An 18,137-nucleotide genomic window follows, 5' to 3' on the forward strand; every position below is an offset into this window, starting at 1 on the left:
TACTGCTTGCGTAAATTTGCTTAATAGGCGGATGATAGCTTTTTTATGTGATACTAATATTATTGTTTATTATTATGATTTATGGTTATGTAAGAGTCAGTACTGACAAGCAGACCGTTGAGAACCAACGGTATGAAATTAATGAGTTTGTCAAGAAAGAGGAGATTGGAATAGATTCCTGGATAGAGGAAACTGTTTCAGGGAGTAAGGAAGTAGATGAACGCAAACTGGGTTATGCTTTACAGCGAATGAATAAGGGTGATGTACTTATTTGTGCTGAGCTTTCTCGTTTGGGGCGTAATCTTTTAATGATTATGGGGCTTCTGAATCAATGTATGAGGCAAGGCATACAGGTGTGGACAATAAAAGATAATTATAGACTGGGAAATGACATCAGCTCTAAGGTTCTGGCTTTTGCTTTTGGCTTGAGCGCAGAGATTGAGCGTAACCTGATCTCACAACGCACGAAAGAGGCACTTGCCAGAAGAAGGTCTGAAGGAAAGGTATTGGGAAGGCCGAAAGGTAGTCGTTCAAAAGTGCGTAAACTTACAGGCAAGGAGGGGACTATCGAGAAGTTGCTTGAACAGAAAATTTCGATCAGTATGATTGCCCGGAAATTGAAAGTTCATCGCTTGACGGTAACGTCTTTTATCAAAGACTTCCTGCTTGAAAAGAAAATTACCATCAATGGAAATACGCTTTATTTGGATGGCCGTATTTTTTTTCGACACAAGCGATCGTCGGGCATCTCAGAGTGGCAACCGGAGACTTCCAGCACTTTAGAAGCCTCAAATCACAGATTTCCATTGGGTATGATAAAGGAGAAGTTAGAAAGGCTGTGTCATATAAAAAATGATCCAAGTGTTTCTCAATTGTTGACAATTTGGCATTTAGGACATGACTCGGTATAAAGACTAATTACCCTTTCTGTTTATTAGAGGTTTAACCGTGATTACCTTTCTTTAGAGAAGGGGAGGAGGTGTTTTGTGTTTATTGAATAGCTCTCTTTTGTTAAAATGTGTCTGATCTTTAACGATTTATGGGCTTGCGTCTCACAAAATAAATAGACGTTTATTTAGTCATAAATATCTTCCAAAAGAATGTCTGTAAAGAGACTCTTTCAGCAAGCCGAATTTTTAATTTAATACAGGTTAGGGGGAAATAATCAGGAATTAGTGTTTAGAACGGCTTGAAAAAACAAAAAACGAATACTTATTATGACCAATTAATATCATCAGCAAAGATATATATAAGATTAACATAACCAATACCTTTATACGATTTTTTATTTTATGCTAACGTATTCTTATCCATTGAATATCCTTTGCTATACAAAAGTAAGACTTTTCACAACAAACTCAAATATCTTCTTTCGAAAACTGTATAATTTAATTGGTGGTATAATATAGCAAACTGATTATATCGCCTTAAAAGGCTGATTCTTTAGGACTTTTAATTAATACAGTTATTAATAATAAATTAATTTGATTATGAACAAGAAAATTTCTACTTTTTTAGTCGGCGCCCTGCTGACTGTAAGTGCTGGAGTTTTTGCACAAGCACCCGGACACGGTTTTGATTACCGCTCTCAGAGTGTGTTTAGTGCTGCATCAGTAGGTTCTGATATCTCTGAATTCGATCAAGATCAGTGGTATCAGATTAATGTAATAACAAAAGCGGAACAAGAGAGTGCGGACTATGGATTTTACAAGCCAACTCAATTAGGTTCCTGGATTTTTCTAGATGGTGAATGGTATTGGCAGTCGAACAAGCCGATTTCTCAATTTTCTGGACATGGACATGGACATGGACATTGGATAGATACTCCTGAACCGAGAACTTCATCTGAAGCTGAAGGTAAAGGTGAATGGGTAAAACGATTTGGATTTAATGTATGGCTTTTTAAACATACTGCATCAGGACCTGCTCCTTCTTCTCCAGAGTCTAATCAAGTGTTGATTCAAGAACGTTTGACCACAGGCCAAATAATCCTGAAAGTTGTTGAAGCTGAAGACGCTCCTATAAATGCATCTTTGTGGAAAGTGGTTTCTGCTGACGATTCATTCAGTGGGAAGAATTTCACATTAATAAATAAGGAAACAAATCTTCCAATTGTTATCGACCTTGGTAAAACGGTTAAAGCTAACGACAATATAGATGTTGATGATGTTGTTGTTGGAAAAAAAGCTACTGTTTTAGAAGGTTGCTTAGAAAACTGGGCATGGTACACTACTGAAGCTACAGATGGAACATTTGACTTTGAAGATTTCTATACATATGAAGGTGACAACGTATATGCACTTGGTAAGAAAGATAATGGTGAAGTTGTTGTAGTTAAATATGCAAAGGCTGTTGCCGGTTCACATGTTCAATTGTTGGAAAATAATCTCCAATTTAAGCCTGTTTTAGCAGCACCTATAAACTTAGATGCTAACGGTATCAATTCAATGGTTGATTTTCAGGATGCTGTTGATGGTACATTCAAATTATCATTCAAAAATTCTGAACCAAAAGCTACTCCTTTCTTTGGAACAAAATTTGTCGCAAAAGATGCCGCTGATGATCTTTTAGATCCTGATTTTGTTAAAACTGTAACTACTGAAAACTTTGTAGTTTTGGAAAATGATGATAAATACCTTGCGGTTGATGCTGCATTCTATGAATCAGATCGGAAGCCGTCTTTAAGCAATCTGAAATTTGCTCTAACTACATTTGGAGATTTGCAAGAAGCGACTTCAGCTGCCTTTACAGATATTCTTGTTTCTGCTCGTTTTCAATACGCATTCTATTTCTACCCAAGCACTGAAACGTTGGATATCAAAGTAGCAAAAGGTGGTGTGGCTATTTATTCAGATGCAGACTATACAGCCGGTAATAATTGGTCAAATGCGACTACATTAGAAAACGAAACAGTTGAAGATGCTTATGTAAGAATAGCTGATTCAAATGATGATAAATTATTGACCGCTGCTCCAAAAGAAATTAATGAAACATATCCTTCTCCGGGTTCTATTTTAACTACGATATCTTTCGAAGGAAGAAACTTCACATATGTAGAAGACTACAGAACAACATTCAAGACTGGTTTGTATTTCATCAAGAACAAAGAAAACGGTAAATATTTAGTTGCGAACTTCAATGGTACATTCCAATGGGATGCTCCGGCAGAAGACCAAAACTACAATAATATGCCTGCTACTCAATGGGTAATTGATTCATTGACTTGTGGTATTGGTGAATTAGCTATCACTAACCGTGAATTTGGTGTAAAGGATGAGCCACTTTTTAAAGGTCAACTTTATGAAAAAGATTATGTATTCTATGTTAATCCAACTGCTTCAGATGTTTTGGATCAAGCAGGTGAATATGAAATCGTTGCAGTAACAGACGAAGCAGCCTTAACTGATAAGAATCATGGTTATAAATATTTAGATGCAAATGAAATTGATTATACGCAGTATTATCTGCACTATAACCAAAAGGTTAATAGTGATTTGTATTTGAATATTACGGATGAAAACTTCTTTGCTGCTGTTGAAGGTTTGAATTCTTCTTACGAATTGATTCCTGACGAGCCTGAAAAATTCGGTTATGTTGGAACAACAAAATTGAAAGAGCTGGAAAAGACAGCCTATACAATTAAAGTAAAAGATGTTAATCTGATTGATAACGACAAGAACTTCATTGCATTGGTGGAAGAAGTAGGTAAACCAGCATATTATAAGGTAGTTGAAGCTAAGGATGCCACTAAATTCTATCTGAAATCAGATCAGGTACAAGGTGAAACTGAATATTATGTTCTTATTGATCTTCAGACACCATCTGTACAGGCTCACGTAGAAGATGGTACTGCTAAGTTGAATTATACAGACTTGGATAATAAACCAAATGACAGAGCTTCTGCATTTACATTGTCTGTTGATCCTCGTCCTAAATACTTATCAGTAGAAAACGGATCAGTAGTTAAGATCTACCGTGAAAGAGGTACCGCAAAAGAATTCTTGTTTGAAGATGGACACAACCAAAGTAAAGTTAGTACTCTTAATGAATCATTTGGTTATCTTGGGGTAACAGCTGAAGGTTTGATCCCTGTGGGTGAAAACAGTACAACTGCAATCTATCTTGATTCAGTAGTAAACTCTAATCCTCACATGCCTCAATACTTGTTCGTATTAAGTCCGGATTCAGTAAAAGACGGAAAATGGCATGGAACAAAGGGTTATAACTATCTTGAAGATGCTTGTACACAGTGTATTAGTGATTATAATGGTTACTTAGCTGGTCGTTTCTTAGTAAATTTGGAAGACTCAACAAAAACTACATACAAATTCCAGGACTACACACGATTTGGTTATGTAGAAGGAGTTCACCGCGTAGAAGGTGATAAGGAATACCTTTATATTGTAAAAGCCGGTAATACACTGGAATCATTGACTGAAAAATGGGGTGTTATAGAACCTAAAGCATTTGAAGATTCAAAGATTTTTGATAAAAAAGTCTTAGATGGATCACATAAGAATTATGCATTCTCATTCCGTTTGACAGAAGATATAAAAGAAGCATTGAGTGAAAATCCGATCTTGTTAGAATCTAATGGTCCTGAAGCTAAGATTGGAGGTTTTGAAGGTGGTTGGTTGAAAGTTCATAACAATGTCCCTGTAGTAGCTAAGATCAACTACTCAACAACAGGTCATGACGATGAAAGTGCTACCATCAGCGAATTGATCAACCAGGCTCAGGTTCTTCATGTAACGACTACAGACGAACTTCCTGTTGCAAACAAAGACTTAAATGTAAACGATGTTCAAGTTATAGCTGGACAAGGTTCTGTAGTTATTTACAATGGCGCTAATAAGAGTGTAGTTGTAACTAACATTCTTGGTCAGACTATAGCAAGTACAGTGTTAACATCTGATGAAGTTTCTATCGTTGCTCCTAAGGGAATCGTGGTAGTTGCTGTTCAGGGTGAAAAAGCTGTAAAAGCAATCGTAAAATAAAATAATTAATATTAGTAAAACACATGCACTACCTCTTTTCGGAGAGGTAGTAAGTAACCTGCGAAGGAGAAAAAATGTGTTGTGTTAAAATAAAGTTATAATCCTCGGATAGCCTGTGAAGGTTGCCGATGCGTTAAAAAAGTTCGAAGAAGGGTGAGGTCTCAATGAGATTTCATCCTTCTTTTGTGTAATAAAGGATGTTATTAAATACTATCGAAGTGATAAAAAATGAATCTTGTTTTGTTCGCGTCCTTAAATGCCTATATCTTTGCGTTGAATACATTAATATACAGATGGGATTACGTTCGGATAAAAAGAATACATATAAACCCCGACAAGCAGGGGGAAGGCGATTGACAGTCAAAGAAGAGGATACGTTACTTCCTTTTCTTTACAAGTCATTGGAAAAAGAGCATAGCAGGACGGCTGTTAAGTCTCTGTTAAGTAAGGGACAAGTTTCGGTAAATGGAGAAACAACTACTCAGTTTGATACTCCTCTATCTCCTAATTCCTTAGTTCAGATTACTTATGGGAAAGGGAAGGTAGTACTTAGCCATCCGATGTTAAAGGTCGTTTGGGAAGACGAATCACTTATTGTGGTCAACAAAAAACAAGGGCTGTTATCTGTCTCAAATCCAAAAGTAAAGGAGAAGACAGCTTATCATCTGTTGAGTGATTATGTGAAGAAAACGGACTCTCGAAATAAAATTTTTATTCTCCACCGATTAGAACGCGAAGCTTCCGGTTTGATGGTTTTTGCAAAGAATAAAGGAGTGCAAACCCAACTACATGCAAACTGGAATGTGATGGTGACAAATAGAAGTTATGCCGTGGCAGTAGAGGGACGTCCGGAAAGGGATACTGATTTGTTGACTTCTTACAACTCTATCGGAGAAAGGCAAACTACCTATATCACTTCTGCTGATAGTGGTACGGAGAGTATTATGCGGTACAGATTGCTGAAGACAAATAATCTGTATTCATTAATGGAGCTTACCATCGAGTCCGGACATAGAAATCTGATTCGTGAACAAATGGAATCTCTCGGAACTCCGGTAGCAGGAGATGAAAAATATGGAGCGAAAACAAATCCGCTTGGACGTATTGCTCTGCATGCGAATAAACTTTTTTTTGTTCATCCTGTTACAAATAAAGAAATGCGTTTCGAAATACCGATCCCATCGTCTTTCATTACCCTTGTAAAGAAATAAAAGAAAAAATAAATCCGTTATGAAAAAGATATATTCTATCCTTTTATTCCTTGTTCTTGTAATTACAGCGCATGCGCAGATACTAACCCCTGTAAAGTGGGATATAAAATTAGAACAAACCGGTAAACCGGAAAAGGAAATTGTGTTTACTGCCGTGCTTGATGCAGGTTGGCATTTATATGATATGGATTTGCCGGAAGGAGGTCCTGTTTCTACGTCTTTTACTTTTGAAAAGATAAAAGGAGTGGAACTTGTTGGTAAGCCGATTGCTTCAGTAGCACCAACGACTGTGTATGATGAATTATTTTCCATGAACCTGAGGTGGTATGCCGATAAAGTCAGCTTCAAACAAAAAATAAAGGTAACGGACCCTGCAAAGTTTAATCTTGTGGGAGAAGTGGAATTTATGGCTTGTAATGACGAGACATGTCTTCCGCCAGATCGTGTTGAATTCAATTTCAACAAGAAAAATATTTCAATAACAGATGTTCAATCAGCGAGTGAAACAGAGGGTGAGAAAGTCGCAGATCTGGGAGAAGGAGAGGACTCTGTGGCTGAAGAGGTGCAGGAAACAAAAACGATTCCTACTATTCCCGTAGTAAAATTAGAAAACAAGGCGATTGATAATGTTGTCTCAGCCGATGCTCTTTGGACACCGGTAATTGACGAATTAAAATCTTACGGCGACAAAATAGTTGCAGCTCCTGATACTTCCTGGTTGTTTATTTTCTTTGCCGGTTTTGTAGGTGGACTAATTGCTTTATTAACTCCGTGTGTCTGGCCTATGATTCCGATGACCGTAAGCTTTTTCTTGAAACGAACGAAAAACAGAAAGAAGGCAATAAGTGATGCATTGACCTATGGGGTATCTATTATTGTGATCTATTTAGTAATGGGTTTGCTTATTACCGGAATTTTTGGAGCAAGTGCTTTAAATGACCTTTCAACGAATGCGGTATTTAATATTATCTTCTGCCTTCTATTAGTGATCTTTGCCGTCTCTTTCTTCGGTGCATTTGAGATGGTATTGCCAGCTTCGTGGACAAGTAAATTAGATAGTAAAGCCGATTCTACTACAGGAATCCTGAGTATCTTCTTTATGTCGTTTACCCTTGTGTTAGTTTCGTTCTCTTGTACAGGGCCGATTATCGGTACCTTACTTGTGCAGGCTGCTTCTATGGGTAGTGCAGTTGGTCCTGCAATCGGAATGTTTGGTTTTGCTTTAGCATTATCTATTCCATTTTCATTGTTTGCGATCTTCCCGAATATGCTACAAAGTATGCCTAAGTCAGGAGGTTGGTTAAACTCCGTAAAGGTGGTTCTTGGTTTCCTTGAACTTGCTCTTGCCTTAAAATTCTTATCCGTAGCCGATTTAGCATACGGATGGCGTATTCTTGATCGTGAGGTGTTCTTAGTCCTTTGGATAGTAATATTTGCTCTATTAGGTTTCTATTTATTAGGTAAGATTAAATTCAGTCACGATAGTGATCTGAAGCATGTTTCTGTGCCTCGTTTATTTATGGCAATTATATCATTTGCGTTTTCTGTCTATATGATACCCGGACTATGGGGTGCACCATTAAAAGCGATAAGCGCCTTTGCTCCGCCTTTACATACGCAAGACTTTAATCTGTACGATGGTGGCGTTCATGCTTCTTTTGATGATTATGAAATAGGTATGGCTTACGCAAAACGTGTAAATAAACCCGTAATGATTGATTTCTCCGGACATGGATGTGTGAACTGTCGGAAAATGGAAGCATCTGTATGGACTGATTCGAAAGTGAAACAGATCATTGAGAATGATTATGTGTTGATCACACTTATGGTGGATGATAAAACAAGACTGCCGGAAGTAATCGAAATTGAGGAACATGGTAAAGCCCGTAAATTGAAAACGATAGGAGATAAGTGGAGCTACCTGCAACGGAGTAAATTCGGTGCGAATGCTCAACCGTTCTATGTTTTATTGAACGCGGAGGGAAAACCTCTTGCGCCATCTTATGCTTATGATGAAGATGTTGATAAATATATAGAGTTCTTACAGGGAGGGTTGGCAAATTTTAAGAAAAATGAGTAACAGAGAAGAACAGATGGCCGCTTTCGGGCGGCTTTTGGACATTTTAGATGAACTTAGAGTCAAATGCCCGTGGGATAGGAAGCAGACGAATGAAAGTTTGCGGACAAATACGATAGAGGAGACCTATGAACTTTGTGAAGCCATTATGAAGAATGACGACGCAGAGATAAAAAAAGAATTAGGCGATTTGTTGTTGCACGTTGTTTTCTATGCAAAGATTGGCTCAGAGAAGAGTGCCTTTGATATCAAAGACGTTTGTGACAGTTTATGCCAGAAGCTAATTTATCGCCATCCGCATGTATTTGGCGATGCTGTTGCTGAAACCAGTAAGAAAGTAGAGCAAAGTTGGGAAGAGTTGAAATTAAAAGAGAAAGGCGGTAATAAAACTGTTCTCCAGGGAGTCCCTTCTTCGTTGCCCTCACTTGTTAAAGCACATCGCATACAGGATAAAGCACGCAATGTGGGGTTTGACTGGGAAGAACGAGAACAGGTCTGGGAGAAAGTGCATGAGGAGTTTACAGAGCTAAAAGCAGAAATAGATAAGATGGATGCCGATAAAATGGAAGCTGAATTCGGAGATCTGTTCTTTAGTCTGATTAATGCTGCCCGATTGTATAAAATCAATCCGGATAATGCACTTGAACGTACAAACCAGAAGTTTATTCGTCGTTTTAATTATCTCGAAGATCATACCATCAAAGAAGGGCGTTCTCTGAAAGACATGTCTTTAGAAGATATGGATAAGATCTGGGATAAAGCAAAAGCTAAGGGGTTATAAATTCGCCTCTGAATTCTAAATGTGAATCATTAAAAGAATGATTAGTGTTAAGCTAAGAGATTGGTATCAAAAAAACAAACGAGACTTACCCTGGCGAAAGACTGATGATCCGTATATCATATGGATATCAGAAATTATGCTGCAACAGACACGTGTGGCTCAAGGATATGATTATTTTTTAAGATTTACAGAACGCTTTCCGGATGTACGTTCTTTGGCTGAGGCTCCTGAAGATGAGGTGATGAAACACTGGGAAGGTTTGGGTTATTATAGCAGAGCTCGAAATTTGCATGTGACAGCTAAACGAATAGTGGAAGAGTTTGGTGGAATTTTTCCTTCAGATTATGAAACCGTTTTATCTCTGAAAGGCATTGGCGAATATACAGCAGCTGCCATAGTTTCCATCTCGTGGAATAAACCATATGCCGTTGTGGACGGCAATGTATATAGGGTGTTATCCCGTCTTTTTGGGGTAGAGACACCGATTGATACGGGAAAAGGGAAAAAGGAATTTGCTGAATTGGCTGCACATATAATGGATGTTAAGCATGCAGGCGAACATAATCAGGCATTAATGGAGTTTGGAGCTTTGTATTGTATTCCCCGAAATCCGGATTGTGAATCATGTATCTTTGCCGATCGTTGTCTGGCATATGCTAAAGGAAACGTTTCTCAGCTTCCGGTTAAACAAGGAAAAACGAAAGTCCGCCATCGCTATTTTTATTATTTTCATATATTGAGTGGCCGAGATACGTTTCTGAATAGGCGCGGCAAAGGAGATATCTGGGAAGGTTTGTATGAATTTCCTCTGATAGAGACCGACCGGAAGATGGATTTTGTGGAAATAGAACAAACCGCTGCTTTTAGGCAACTTTTTTCCGGATCCCTACATCTGGAAATAAATTCTACTCTTACCGATGTTAAGCATGTCTTATCTCATCAGATATTACATGCTGTTTTTTTTCAAATCCGATTGGATTGTATAGGAGAAGGGATGGAGGATTATCTTCGGATTCCTTCGGGAAATCTGGATGATTATGCCTTTCCCAGGTTGTTACATATTTATTTGGAGAAAATAAAAGGAAACTTGGCTAAGTAATCGAATTTATGTTTCTTTGTATAATCATTTATAAAACAAAAAGTTTATGTCCTTAAATAAAGTTATATTGATCGGAAATGTGGGAAAAGATCCTGAAGTACGCTATTTTGATAGTGGGGCGGCAGTAGCAAATTTCCCTCTTGCAACGAATGAAAGAGGCTATACTTTGGCTAATGGAACCGTTGTGCCCGAACGCACTGAATGGCATAATATTGTTATTCGCCGTGACCAGGTTTCCTTTGTGGAAAAATGGGTAAAGAAAGGCTCTTCTGTTTATGTAGAAGGAAAAATTCGTACCCGAACCTATGACGATCAAAACGGTGTTAAACGTTATTTGACCGAAATACACGCAGATCGTATTGAATTTTATAATACCGGCTCACGTCCGGCAGATGGTCAGCAAACAGCTGGTTCAACAACTCCTTCTAATCAGACGGGATCGAATATCTCTTATCAACAGCCTAATGCAAATCAGGCTTCTGTGCCGGAAACGAACGAGGCGGATGATCTCCCGTTCTGATATTGTCTAACTAATACCGTACCCCTTGGACTCAGATTATTATTTATCGGGCTTATATGAACAAATGGCTTTTTGGGACTCTGCTGTAAGCCCTGTTATTGCATTAAGTCTTGCTTTTTTATTTTTGATTCTTTATACACTGATGTCTGCTTCCGAAGTTGCTTATTTCTCCCTTTCTCCGGAAGATATGAATGAACTACAACGATGTAAAAAAAACTCAGACTCACTTGTCTTACGTTTAATAAATAGCCCCAAACACCTTCTGGCTTCCATTCTTATTCTGAATAATCTGATGAATGTAGCCATTGTGATTCTTTGTACTTTTGCATTCTATTCCACGTTCGATTTTTCATTTGCTCCTTTTCTCGGATTTATCCTATTGGTATTGGTGTTGGTTTTTGTTATTTTGATCAGTGAAATAATGCCCAAACGGTATGCCCGGATGAATCCATTGCAATTTGCCCGGTTTCTGGCGCCGTTAATGAGTGTTATAAACTTTATATGTTATCCATTTTCGGAGTTATTGCTTCTTAGTACTTCTTTTGTCCAAAAGAAATTAGCGAATCAAAACTCAGATAATACGACAAAAGATTCATCCAATTCTTTTGACCATTCTTCTCAGCACCGGACGGAAGATAAAGAAATGATTGCGGAGGTAATAAAGTTTTATGATAAAACAGCCGATGAGATCATGACTTCCCGATTGGATGTAGAAGATATTGACATAAAATCCGGTTTTAGATCTGTTGTTGACTTTGTGTTGGAATCCGGCTATTCTCGCATTCCGGTTTATGAAGAATCGGAAGATAATATGAAAGGTATTCTTTATTTGAGGGATCTTTTACCACATCTGAATAAGGCCGATGACTTTGAATGGCAAGCGCTTATTCGTCCGGCTTATTTTGTGCCTGAAACAAAGAAAATCGATGACTTGCTGGAGGAATTACGACAGAATAAAATTCATATGGCCATTGTTGTAGATGAGTTTGGTGGAACTTCAGGGATTGTTACTATGGAAGATATTCTTGAAGAAATTGTCGGTGAAATTTTTGACGAATATGATGAGGACGAAAAACAATGTATTCGTTTAGCAGATGGTAGTTTTGTTTTAAAAGCAAAGATCTTGTTGACAAACTTTTTCCGTATGACTGATGTTGATCCGGATGAATTTGAAGACCTGACAGAAGAAGTAGAAACTTTAGGCGGTTTGTTGCTCGAAATAAAAGGTGGTTTCCCGCAACGTAAAGAAATGATTGAATATAAAAAATACCGGTTCCAAATATTGGAACTTGACAACCGGCGTATTCTGAAAGTGAAATTCTCCATTCTTGACAAAGAGACTGAATCCTAAGAGTGATAATTAAATGAACAGACGTGCTTCTATCGGACTACTATTCTTGTTGCTACTATTCTCTTGTACAGAATATACTCCAAAGCCTAAAGGATACTTAAGATTGGAGCCTGAGAAGGCAAGATATGTCAAATTGCCGGTCAAAAATCTACCCTATACATTTTATATTTCAGATAAGGTTTCAGTGGAAATACCGGAAGAACAAAATAATGAATGGTTGAATCTGTGTTATAAAGATTTTGACGTCAAAATCTATTGCAGTTACTTTCCAGTGACTAAAACAAAACTACCGGAACTCACTGAAGAAACATTCAAAATAATAGAACGGATAAGTAAGCAAACGAAGGTTTCTGCCTACGATAATCCAGAACAAAATGTGTATGGGATGCTATTTGACTTAGGTGGCAATACGGCTTCTCCTATTCAGTTCTACGTAACGGATAGTCTTGACCATTTCTTTCGTGGCGCATTGTATTATAACGCAGTGGCCAATGCGGACTCTTTAGCACCTGTGACAAGGTATCTGAGGGAAGATATTGTTGAACTGATTCAATCCTTTTCCTGGAACAACTAATGCCATTATTCGAAAAACATCCTTCACTCCTTTTGGGAATCTGGAAAATAGAAGAAACAGTTCCCGAATTAATGGATTTGATTGGCAAGTCTGATGATTACAGTTGTTTTCTGAAAGAATGTAAATCAGAGTCCCGAAAAAAAGAATGGTTGGCTACTCGTATCCTGCTTAAACACCTTTTAGAAAGAGATGAAAAGATTGCTTACTATTCTGATGGTGCTCCGTATGTCCCTAATTCTCCCGATCTATCAATCAGTATATCACATACAAAAGGCTATGCTGCCGTTTATTGTTCGAGAAATAAGACCGTAGGAGTAGATATCGAATACAGAGGGGAGAGAGTACAAAGAATAAAAAAACGATTTTTGTCTGAAGGAGAGCTTGCGGGAATTAACCTTGAACATGAAACCGAACATTTGCTAATCCATTGGTGCGCAAAAGAAACCCTCTTTAAACTTATCCGACAGGAAGAGGTTGACTTCCGTAAACAGTTACATGTCATTTCCTTTGCTTATAAAGCTGAAGGAGAAATACAAGTCTTTGAAACCAGAACCTCATGTCGGGAATCATTTACGTTGTTCTTTAAGGTGACGCCTGAATTCGTACTTACCTTCAACAGGTAAGTACATTATATCAGTCATCTATCTGTGCCATATCTGCCATGCTTCGAAAGCCTGAAGCAACAACATCTCTAATCCATTTTTAACTACGGCTCCTTTTTCTTTTCCTTTCTTCATGAACAACGTTTCATCCGGGTTATACAATAAGTCGTATAATAAATGTTTTGATGTTAGTGCATCATAAGGAATTTCCGGACAGTTATCCATATGAGGATACATCCCAAGCGGAGTACAATTGACAATCACTGTATAGTATTCCAACATTTTAGAAGTCACCTCTTCATAAGTGACACAGAGATCTTTCGGAGTACGCGAAACAAATGTTGCATCTATGCCGAGTTGCTTCAGTCCGTGAAACACAGCCTTTGATGAACCTCCGGTACCTAATATCAGCGCTTTTTTGTGGGATTCGTTTAAAAGAGGTTCAATCGATTGCTTGAAACCAACAATGTCGGAGTTATATCCTTTCAGTTTTGTTTTTCCCAGAAAACCTTTGGAAAACTTGATCACATTAACTGCTCCGATCAATTTGGCATCTTCGTCTATTTCATCTAAAAAAGGAATAACCTGAGTCTTATAAGGTAAGGTTACATTTAATCCACATAAATCGGGATTTTCCTTCAATACATTTTTTATGTCTTTAATGTCGGGTATCTCAAAATTTAAGTATTGGGCATCTATCTTCTCTGCTTCAAACTTCCTGTTGAAGTAAGTTTTAGAGAAAGAATGCCCAAGGGGATAGCCCAGTAAACCGAATTTCTGCATAAATAATTGGTTTTTTATTTGGTTCCAGTGTACATTGAACAAACACCCAGAGTAAATGTGCGATATCGGGTTTCTTTAAAACCAGCATCGGCCAGAATGCCTGTCATCACACGTCCTTGAGGAACAACCTTTATGGACGAGGGCAGGTAATCATAAGCAGCCTTCTCTTTTGATATCAATTTACCCATATTCGGAATAACAATCTTTGAATAGATTGAAAAGAGTTGCTTCATCGGAAAATATTCCGGAGAAGATAGTTCAAGAATCATAATATGTCCTCCGGGCTTGAGTACACGATACATTTCGCTGATGCCTTGTTTAATATCCTCAAAGTTGCGGACGCCAAAGGCTGCCGTAACAGCATCAAAAGAGCCATCTGCATACGTGAGTGACAAACAATCCTGCAGTTCAAACACTACCGAGTCTGCATATCCTGCTTTAGACGCTTTTTCCCGTCCGATCTGCATCATCCCTTCAGATATGTCAGCGCCAATAACGCGTTTCGCATTAAGCCGACTGCGTAATGTAATCGCTAAATCTCCTGTTCCGGTAGCAATATCCAGTATTTGCTGAGGAGCAAAAGGCTTCAGGTAAGCAATGCCTTTCTTTCTCCATCCCTTGTCAAATCCAAGAGACATGAGTCGGTTTAGCTTATCATAAGCGAAAGCGATAGTATCAAACATTCGCTTTACCTGTACCGTTTTTTGCTCCTCACCTTCGTAAGGACGTATTTTCTCTGCCTCGTATGCCATTTTATTTAGCCGTAAGATAGGCTGTCACGTTGTCTTCTATACGTTGAAGCAGATTATCCGTATTACCACGATCAAAGGCTTCGCCGGTAATGTGTTCGTAAAGCTCAATATAACGTTCACTAATACCTTCGATAATAGCAGGAGTCATTTCGGGAACTTTCTGTCCTTCTTTGCCTTGGAAGCCATTTTCCATTAACCATTCACGAACAAATTCTTTAGAAAGTTGCTTTTGAGCTTCTCCGGCTTTAAAGCGTTCTTCATAATCTTCTGCATAAAAATAACGGGATGAATCCGGTGTGTGAATTTCATCAATCAGATAGATTTTGCCATTACGATGACCAAATTCATATTTTGTGTCAACTAAGATCAGTCCTCTTTTTGCCGCAATTTCTGTTCCTCGTTTGAATAATGCCGTCGTATATTTTTCAAGTACTTCGTAATCTTCTGCGGATACTAAGCCTTGTTTCAGGATTTCTTCCTTAGAAATATCCTCATCATGCATGCCGATAGCTGCTTTGGTCGTAGGCGTAATGATCGGTTCCGGGAAGCGTTCATTCTCACGCATGCCGTCAGGAATCTTTATGCCACATATTTCGCGCACTCCGCTCTTGTAAGCTCGCCATGCGCTTCCACATAAATAACCACGGACAATCATTTCAACAGGAAATCCTTCGCATTGTACCCCTACTGTAACCATCGGATCAGGAGATGCTAATTTCCAGTTGGGACAAATATCCGTTGTCGCATCTAAAAAGCCTGCCGCAATCTGATTTAGCATCTGCCCTTTATAAGGGATTCCTTCCGGTAATACTACGTCAAACGCTGAAATACGGTCGGTCGCTACCATAACTAATAATTCGTCGTTAATATTGTAAACATCCCGTACTTTACCATGATAAACACTCTTTTGACCTGGGAAATTAAAATCCGTTTTAACTAACGCCTTTTTCATAACCTTCCTATTTTTGATTCATATTTGTTGTATCTTTTCGCTTCTCTTTTGTTTCCTTCTTACGTTTTTCGTCAAATTTATCGTAAGCTGTAACAATGCGTTGAACTAATTTATGACGAACAATATCTTTTTTGTTAAACTCCGTCCGCCCGATGCCTGTCACTCCTTTCAATATATCCATAGCCTGAATAAGCCCGGAAGTAGTTGATGGTGGAAGATCAATTTGAGTTACATCCCCCGTGATAATCATTTTCGCTCCCATACCCAGACGTGTAAGAAACATTTTTATCTGATGAGTTGTTGTGTTTTGCGCTTCATCTAATATAACAACAGCATCATTAAGTGTACGCCCGCGCATGAAAGCCAAAGGAGCAATCTGAATTACATTTGTCTCCATGTATTCTTTTAGTTTGGCAGAAGGGATCATGTCTTGCAGTGCGTCGTACAGGGGTTGTAAATAAGGGTCTAATTTATCTTTCATCTCTCCCGGCAAAAAACCTAACTTCTCCCCAGCTTCTACAGCCGGCCTGCTCAGAATAATCTTGCGGACTTCTTTGTTTTTTAATGCTCTGACTGCAAGAGCAATGGCGACAAAAGTTTTTCCTGAACCTGCCGGTCCAATTGCAAAAACAAGATCGTTCTCTTCAAAAGATTTTACAAGGCGTTGCTGATTTTCCGTACGGGCAATGATGGGTTTACCGTTCATCCCATGAATAATCAGATTTTCCTGTTTTACTACGGTAGGGGATTTTCCTTTAATAATATCGAGAATAACATCTTCGCTTAATGTGTTAAACTCTTCGCAGTATTTTTCGATTTCACGGATTTTCTTTAGAAAAAGTTCCGATTCTTCCTCGTCTCCGATTACTTTCATAACATTCCCTCTTGCAACGATACGAAGCTTTGGAAATAAAGTCTTAATAAGTTGTATGTTGACGTTGTTTACTCCGTAGAACAACACCGGGTCCACGTTTTCGAGAATATATATCCGTTCAATCATGTGATGCCATTTCTTATGCATTTTTGTTTTAGACAGACAAAAATACGAATATTCTTCCTTTTGAGAGCATACACTCTCGATAGAAAAAAGCCCGGTATGAAAAAGAATAATTATAACATTTATGATTGAGCCCTGAATGCCGAAACTTCCTTGCCCGTCTGTTTCCTGAATTCTGTTTCTAAATCGGCTACAGATTGAAAAGAAAATTTCTGAGCTATATTCTCAAGACTTAAAGAATTCTGTCTTAAAGATAAAATAATCTGATTTGTTCTCAGTATTAGTATCCAATTCTGGGCTGTATCTCCCCATTCTTTTTCGATCGCAGCCGTGAGTTCTTCAGAAGATACTTGTAATTTATTCGCGTAAAAAGAAAGTTCCGGTTCGTTCCACATCTCTTGGAAGAGTAATATCTGAAACTTATCAGCAAGCGTGTTTTCTTCTGAATTATAATCAGGAGTAACCATTAAGTCCTGACTTATATAAAGTGATTTTAGTTTTAAAAACAAGGCATAGGATAATTGCTTATTTAATTGATCCTGATCAACGGCATTGGAGACGGTTTGTTGAGTCGCTATAAAATCATAAAACCGGATAAATTCATTTATCATTTTTTTGTTCGTGAGAAAACACGGTCTTTTGTACATCGAGTAAACAAAGGTATAATCAAGGAAGAATTCTTGTTGCAATATCATTTCTGTAGGGATTAAGATTAGCCTCAGTTCAGCGTCTTCAGCTAAATCTGTAATCTCAATTGTTGGGTATTTCCATAATAATAAAATGCTGCTATCTCCTGCTATCTCTGTTTTTTCGTTTACTTTAATTGTTGCTTTACCTTTTATTAAGGCAATATACATTTCCAATGATTTAAAAGGTTGGTTAACTCTGATATATTCACGAGCTTCTTTATTTTTTAATATTTTGAAAACAGAGGTTTCAATTATCTTAATTTCTTTATTTGACATAATGCATTGTTCTTTTCAACGAATTGTTTACTTGATGTTTTCCTGGCTACTGTTTTCTCCTTCACGATATTGAAGAGGTGTGATTCCTGTGTGCTTCTTAAAGAAACGTCCGAAAACAGAAGGACTGGCAAAATTAAAATTATCCGCAATCTCTTTCATACTCAGATTTGTTGTCTTGAGTTGATTTTGAATTTTATTAATTAACATTTCTGTAATCCAATAATAAATTGGCTTTCCTAATACTTGTTTGACTATATATGACAGATGTTTAGGTGAAATGCATAATTTGTCTGCATAAAAAGTGACTTCACGTTCTTCTTTATAATGCTCAAAGAGTAATTTATAAAACTTATCACTACTGACCGACTAAAATTTGCATAAAAAAAGGCTACTCCCTTTCGGTTTCGCCTTAGGTGTGTAATTTTGTTGTTCCACCAATAAAAATTACCACATGGGCAAAAGTAGTGATAAAAGAT

Annotated in this window: 15 protein-coding genes and 1 pseudogene; 10 read left to right on the top strand and 6 right to left on the bottom strand. The window is 37.8% G+C overall.

Translation table 11 applies throughout. From position 1 onward, the window contains the following. Window positions 1–74: 74 nt before the first annotated feature. The 10 genes from PHT93_RS05305 (at window position 75) to PHT93_RS05350 (ending at window position 13,233) form a co-directional block, all read left to right on the top strand. A complete protein-coding gene (locus PHT93_RS05305) occupies window positions 75–911 on the top strand; it encodes a master DNA invertase Mpi family serine-type recombinase (RefSeq protein ID WP_363318623.1) in 837 nt (278 codons plus the stop codon). A gap of 579 nt (window positions 912–1,490) precedes the next feature. Further along, entirely contained in the window at window positions 1,491–4,997 is a 3,507-nt protein-coding gene (locus tag PHT93_RS05310; protein WP_300240387.1) for a DUF6383 domain-containing protein, read from the top strand. Window positions 4,998–5,290: 293 nt separating this feature from the next. Continuing rightward, window positions 5,291–6,208: an RluA family pseudouridine synthase gene (locus tag PHT93_RS05315; protein ID WP_300240389.1), complete on the top strand. Its 918-nt coding sequence runs from the start codon at window positions 5,291–5,293 to the stop codon at window positions 6,206–6,208. 19 nt (window positions 6,209–6,227) lie between these two features. Continuing rightward, window positions 6,228–8,288, top strand: a complete 2,061-nt coding sequence (locus tag PHT93_RS05320; protein ID WP_300240391.1) for a cytochrome c biogenesis protein CcdA — start codon at window positions 6,228–6,230, stop codon at window positions 8,286–8,288. Further along, window positions 8,281–9,066: a nucleoside triphosphate pyrophosphohydrolase gene (mazG, locus tag PHT93_RS05325; RefSeq protein ID WP_300240393.1), complete on the top strand. Its 786-nt coding sequence runs from the start codon at window positions 8,281–8,283 to the stop codon at window positions 9,064–9,066. Before PHT93_RS05320 ends, mazG begins: the two co-directional genes overlap by 8 nt. Before the next feature lie 37 nt (window positions 9,067–9,103). After that, window positions 9,104–10,165, top strand: coding sequence for an A/G-specific adenine glycosylase (gene mutY, locus PHT93_RS05330; protein ID WP_300240395.1), 1,062 nt, complete (start codon window positions 9,104–9,106; stop codon window positions 10,163–10,165). A gap of 46 nt (window positions 10,166–10,211) precedes the next feature. Beyond that, window positions 10,212–10,685 carry a single-stranded DNA-binding protein gene (gene ssb / locus PHT93_RS05335; protein WP_300240397.1) on the top strand — a complete coding sequence of 158 codons (474 nt, stop codon included), beginning with the start codon at window positions 10,212–10,214 and terminating at the stop codon, window positions 10,683–10,685. 25 nt (window positions 10,686–10,710) lie between these two features. After that, complete coding sequence (gldE, locus tag PHT93_RS05340) at window positions 10,711–12,036, top strand: gliding motility-associated protein GldE (protein WP_300240399.1); 1,326 nt, start codon at window positions 10,711–10,713, stop codon at window positions 12,034–12,036. Window positions 12,037–12,049: 13 nt separating this feature from the next. Further along, window positions 12,050–12,610 carry a gliding motility protein GldD gene (locus PHT93_RS05345; protein WP_300240401.1) on the top strand — a complete coding sequence of 187 codons (561 nt, stop codon included), beginning with the start codon at window positions 12,050–12,052 and terminating at the stop codon, window positions 12,608–12,610. Then, on the top strand, window positions 12,610–13,233 hold the full coding sequence (locus PHT93_RS05350; protein ID WP_300240403.1) for a 4'-phosphopantetheinyl transferase superfamily protein: 624 nt from the start codon (window positions 12,610–12,612) through the stop codon (window positions 13,231–13,233). Before PHT93_RS05345 ends, PHT93_RS05350 begins: the two co-directional genes overlap by 1 nt. An 18-nt stretch (window positions 13,234–13,251) precedes the next feature. Here PHT93_RS05350 and PHT93_RS05355 read toward each other — a convergent pair whose 3' ends face one another. The 6 genes and pseudogenes from PHT93_RS05355 to PHT93_RS05380 all read right to left on the bottom strand — a co-directional run. Next, complete coding sequence (locus PHT93_RS05355) at window positions 13,252–13,995, bottom strand: shikimate dehydrogenase (protein WP_300240405.1); 744 nt, start codon at window positions 13,993–13,995, stop codon at window positions 13,252–13,254. 14 nt (window positions 13,996–14,009) lie between these two features. Continuing rightward, window positions 14,010–14,747, bottom strand: coding sequence for a bifunctional demethylmenaquinone methyltransferase/2-methoxy-6-polyprenyl-1,4-benzoquinol methylase UbiE (gene ubiE / locus PHT93_RS05360; protein WP_300240407.1), 738 nt, complete (start codon window positions 14,745–14,747; stop codon window positions 14,010–14,012). Window position 14,748: 1 nt separating this feature from the next. After that, complete coding sequence (locus tag PHT93_RS05365; protein ID WP_300240409.1) at window positions 14,749–15,699, bottom strand: phosphoribosylaminoimidazolesuccinocarboxamide synthase; 951 nt, start codon at window positions 15,697–15,699, stop codon at window positions 14,749–14,751. A gap of 7 nt (window positions 15,700–15,706) precedes the next feature. After that, complete coding sequence (locus PHT93_RS05370) at window positions 15,707–16,699, bottom strand: PhoH family protein (protein WP_300240411.1); 993 nt, start codon at window positions 16,697–16,699, stop codon at window positions 15,707–15,709. A gap of 119 nt (window positions 16,700–16,818) precedes the next feature. Continuing rightward, complete coding sequence (locus tag PHT93_RS05375; protein ID WP_300240414.1) at window positions 16,819–17,661, bottom strand: helix-turn-helix domain-containing protein; 843 nt, start codon at window positions 17,659–17,661, stop codon at window positions 16,819–16,821. 27 nt (window positions 17,662–17,688) lie between these two features. Further along, window positions 17,689–17,946 (bottom strand): annotated as a pseudogene (locus PHT93_RS05380) (helix-turn-helix domain-containing protein); the annotation flags it as partial. Between the last annotated feature and the right edge of the window lie 191 nt (window positions 17,947–18,137).

Origin of the sequence: Massilibacteroides sp., from assembly GCF_028705895.1 — a bacterium.
In the GTDB taxonomy this organism is placed as follows: domain Bacteria; phylum Bacteroidota; class Bacteroidia; order Bacteroidales; family Tannerellaceae; genus Massilibacteroides.

Bases quoted from the DNA above. Each gene is read 5' to 3' on its own strand.
- PHT93_RS05375 (WP_300240414.1), bottom strand. From the start codon at position 17,661: ATGTCAAATAAAGAAATTAAGATAATTGAAACCTCTGTTTTCAAAATA.
- ssb (WP_300240397.1), top strand. From the start codon at position 10,212: ATGTCCTTAAATAAAGTTATATTGATCGGAAATGTGGGAAAAGATCCT.
- PHT93_RS05305 (WP_363318623.1), top strand. From the start codon at position 75: ATGATTTATGGTTATGTAAGAGTCAGTACTGACAAGCAGACCGTTGAG.
- PHT93_RS05320 (WP_300240391.1), top strand. From the start codon at position 6,228: ATGAAAAAGATATATTCTATCCTTTTATTCCTTGTTCTTGTAATTACA.
- PHT93_RS05315 (WP_300240389.1), top strand. From the start codon at position 5,291: ATGGGATTACGTTCGGATAAAAAGAATACATATAAACCCCGACAAGCA.
- PHT93_RS05345 (WP_300240401.1), top strand. From the start codon at position 12,050: ATGAACAGACGTGCTTCTATCGGACTACTATTCTTGTTGCTACTATTC.
- PHT93_RS05370 (WP_300240411.1), bottom strand. From the start codon at position 16,699: ATGATTGAACGGATATATATTCTCGAAAACGTGGACCCGGTGTTGTTC.
- PHT93_RS05355 (WP_300240405.1), bottom strand. From the start codon at position 13,995: ATGCAGAAATTCGGTTTACTGGGCTATCCCCTTGGGCATTCTTTCTCT.
- ubiE (WP_300240407.1), bottom strand. From the start codon at position 14,747: ATGGCATACGAGGCAGAGAAAATACGTCCTTACGAAGGTGAGGAGCAA.
- PHT93_RS05350 (WP_300240403.1), top strand. From the start codon at position 12,610: ATGCCATTATTCGAAAAACATCCTTCACTCCTTTTGGGAATCTGGAAA.
- mutY (WP_300240395.1), top strand. From the start codon at position 9,104: ATGATTAGTGTTAAGCTAAGAGATTGGTATCAAAAAAACAAACGAGAC.
- mazG (WP_300240393.1), top strand. From the start codon at position 8,281: ATGAGTAACAGAGAAGAACAGATGGCCGCTTTCGGGCGGCTTTTGGAC.
- PHT93_RS05310 (WP_300240387.1), top strand. From the start codon at position 1,491: ATGAACAAGAAAATTTCTACTTTTTTAGTCGGCGCCCTGCTGACTGTA.
- PHT93_RS05365 (WP_300240409.1), bottom strand. From the start codon at position 15,699: ATGAAAAAGGCGTTAGTTAAAACGGATTTTAATTTCCCAGGTCAAAAG.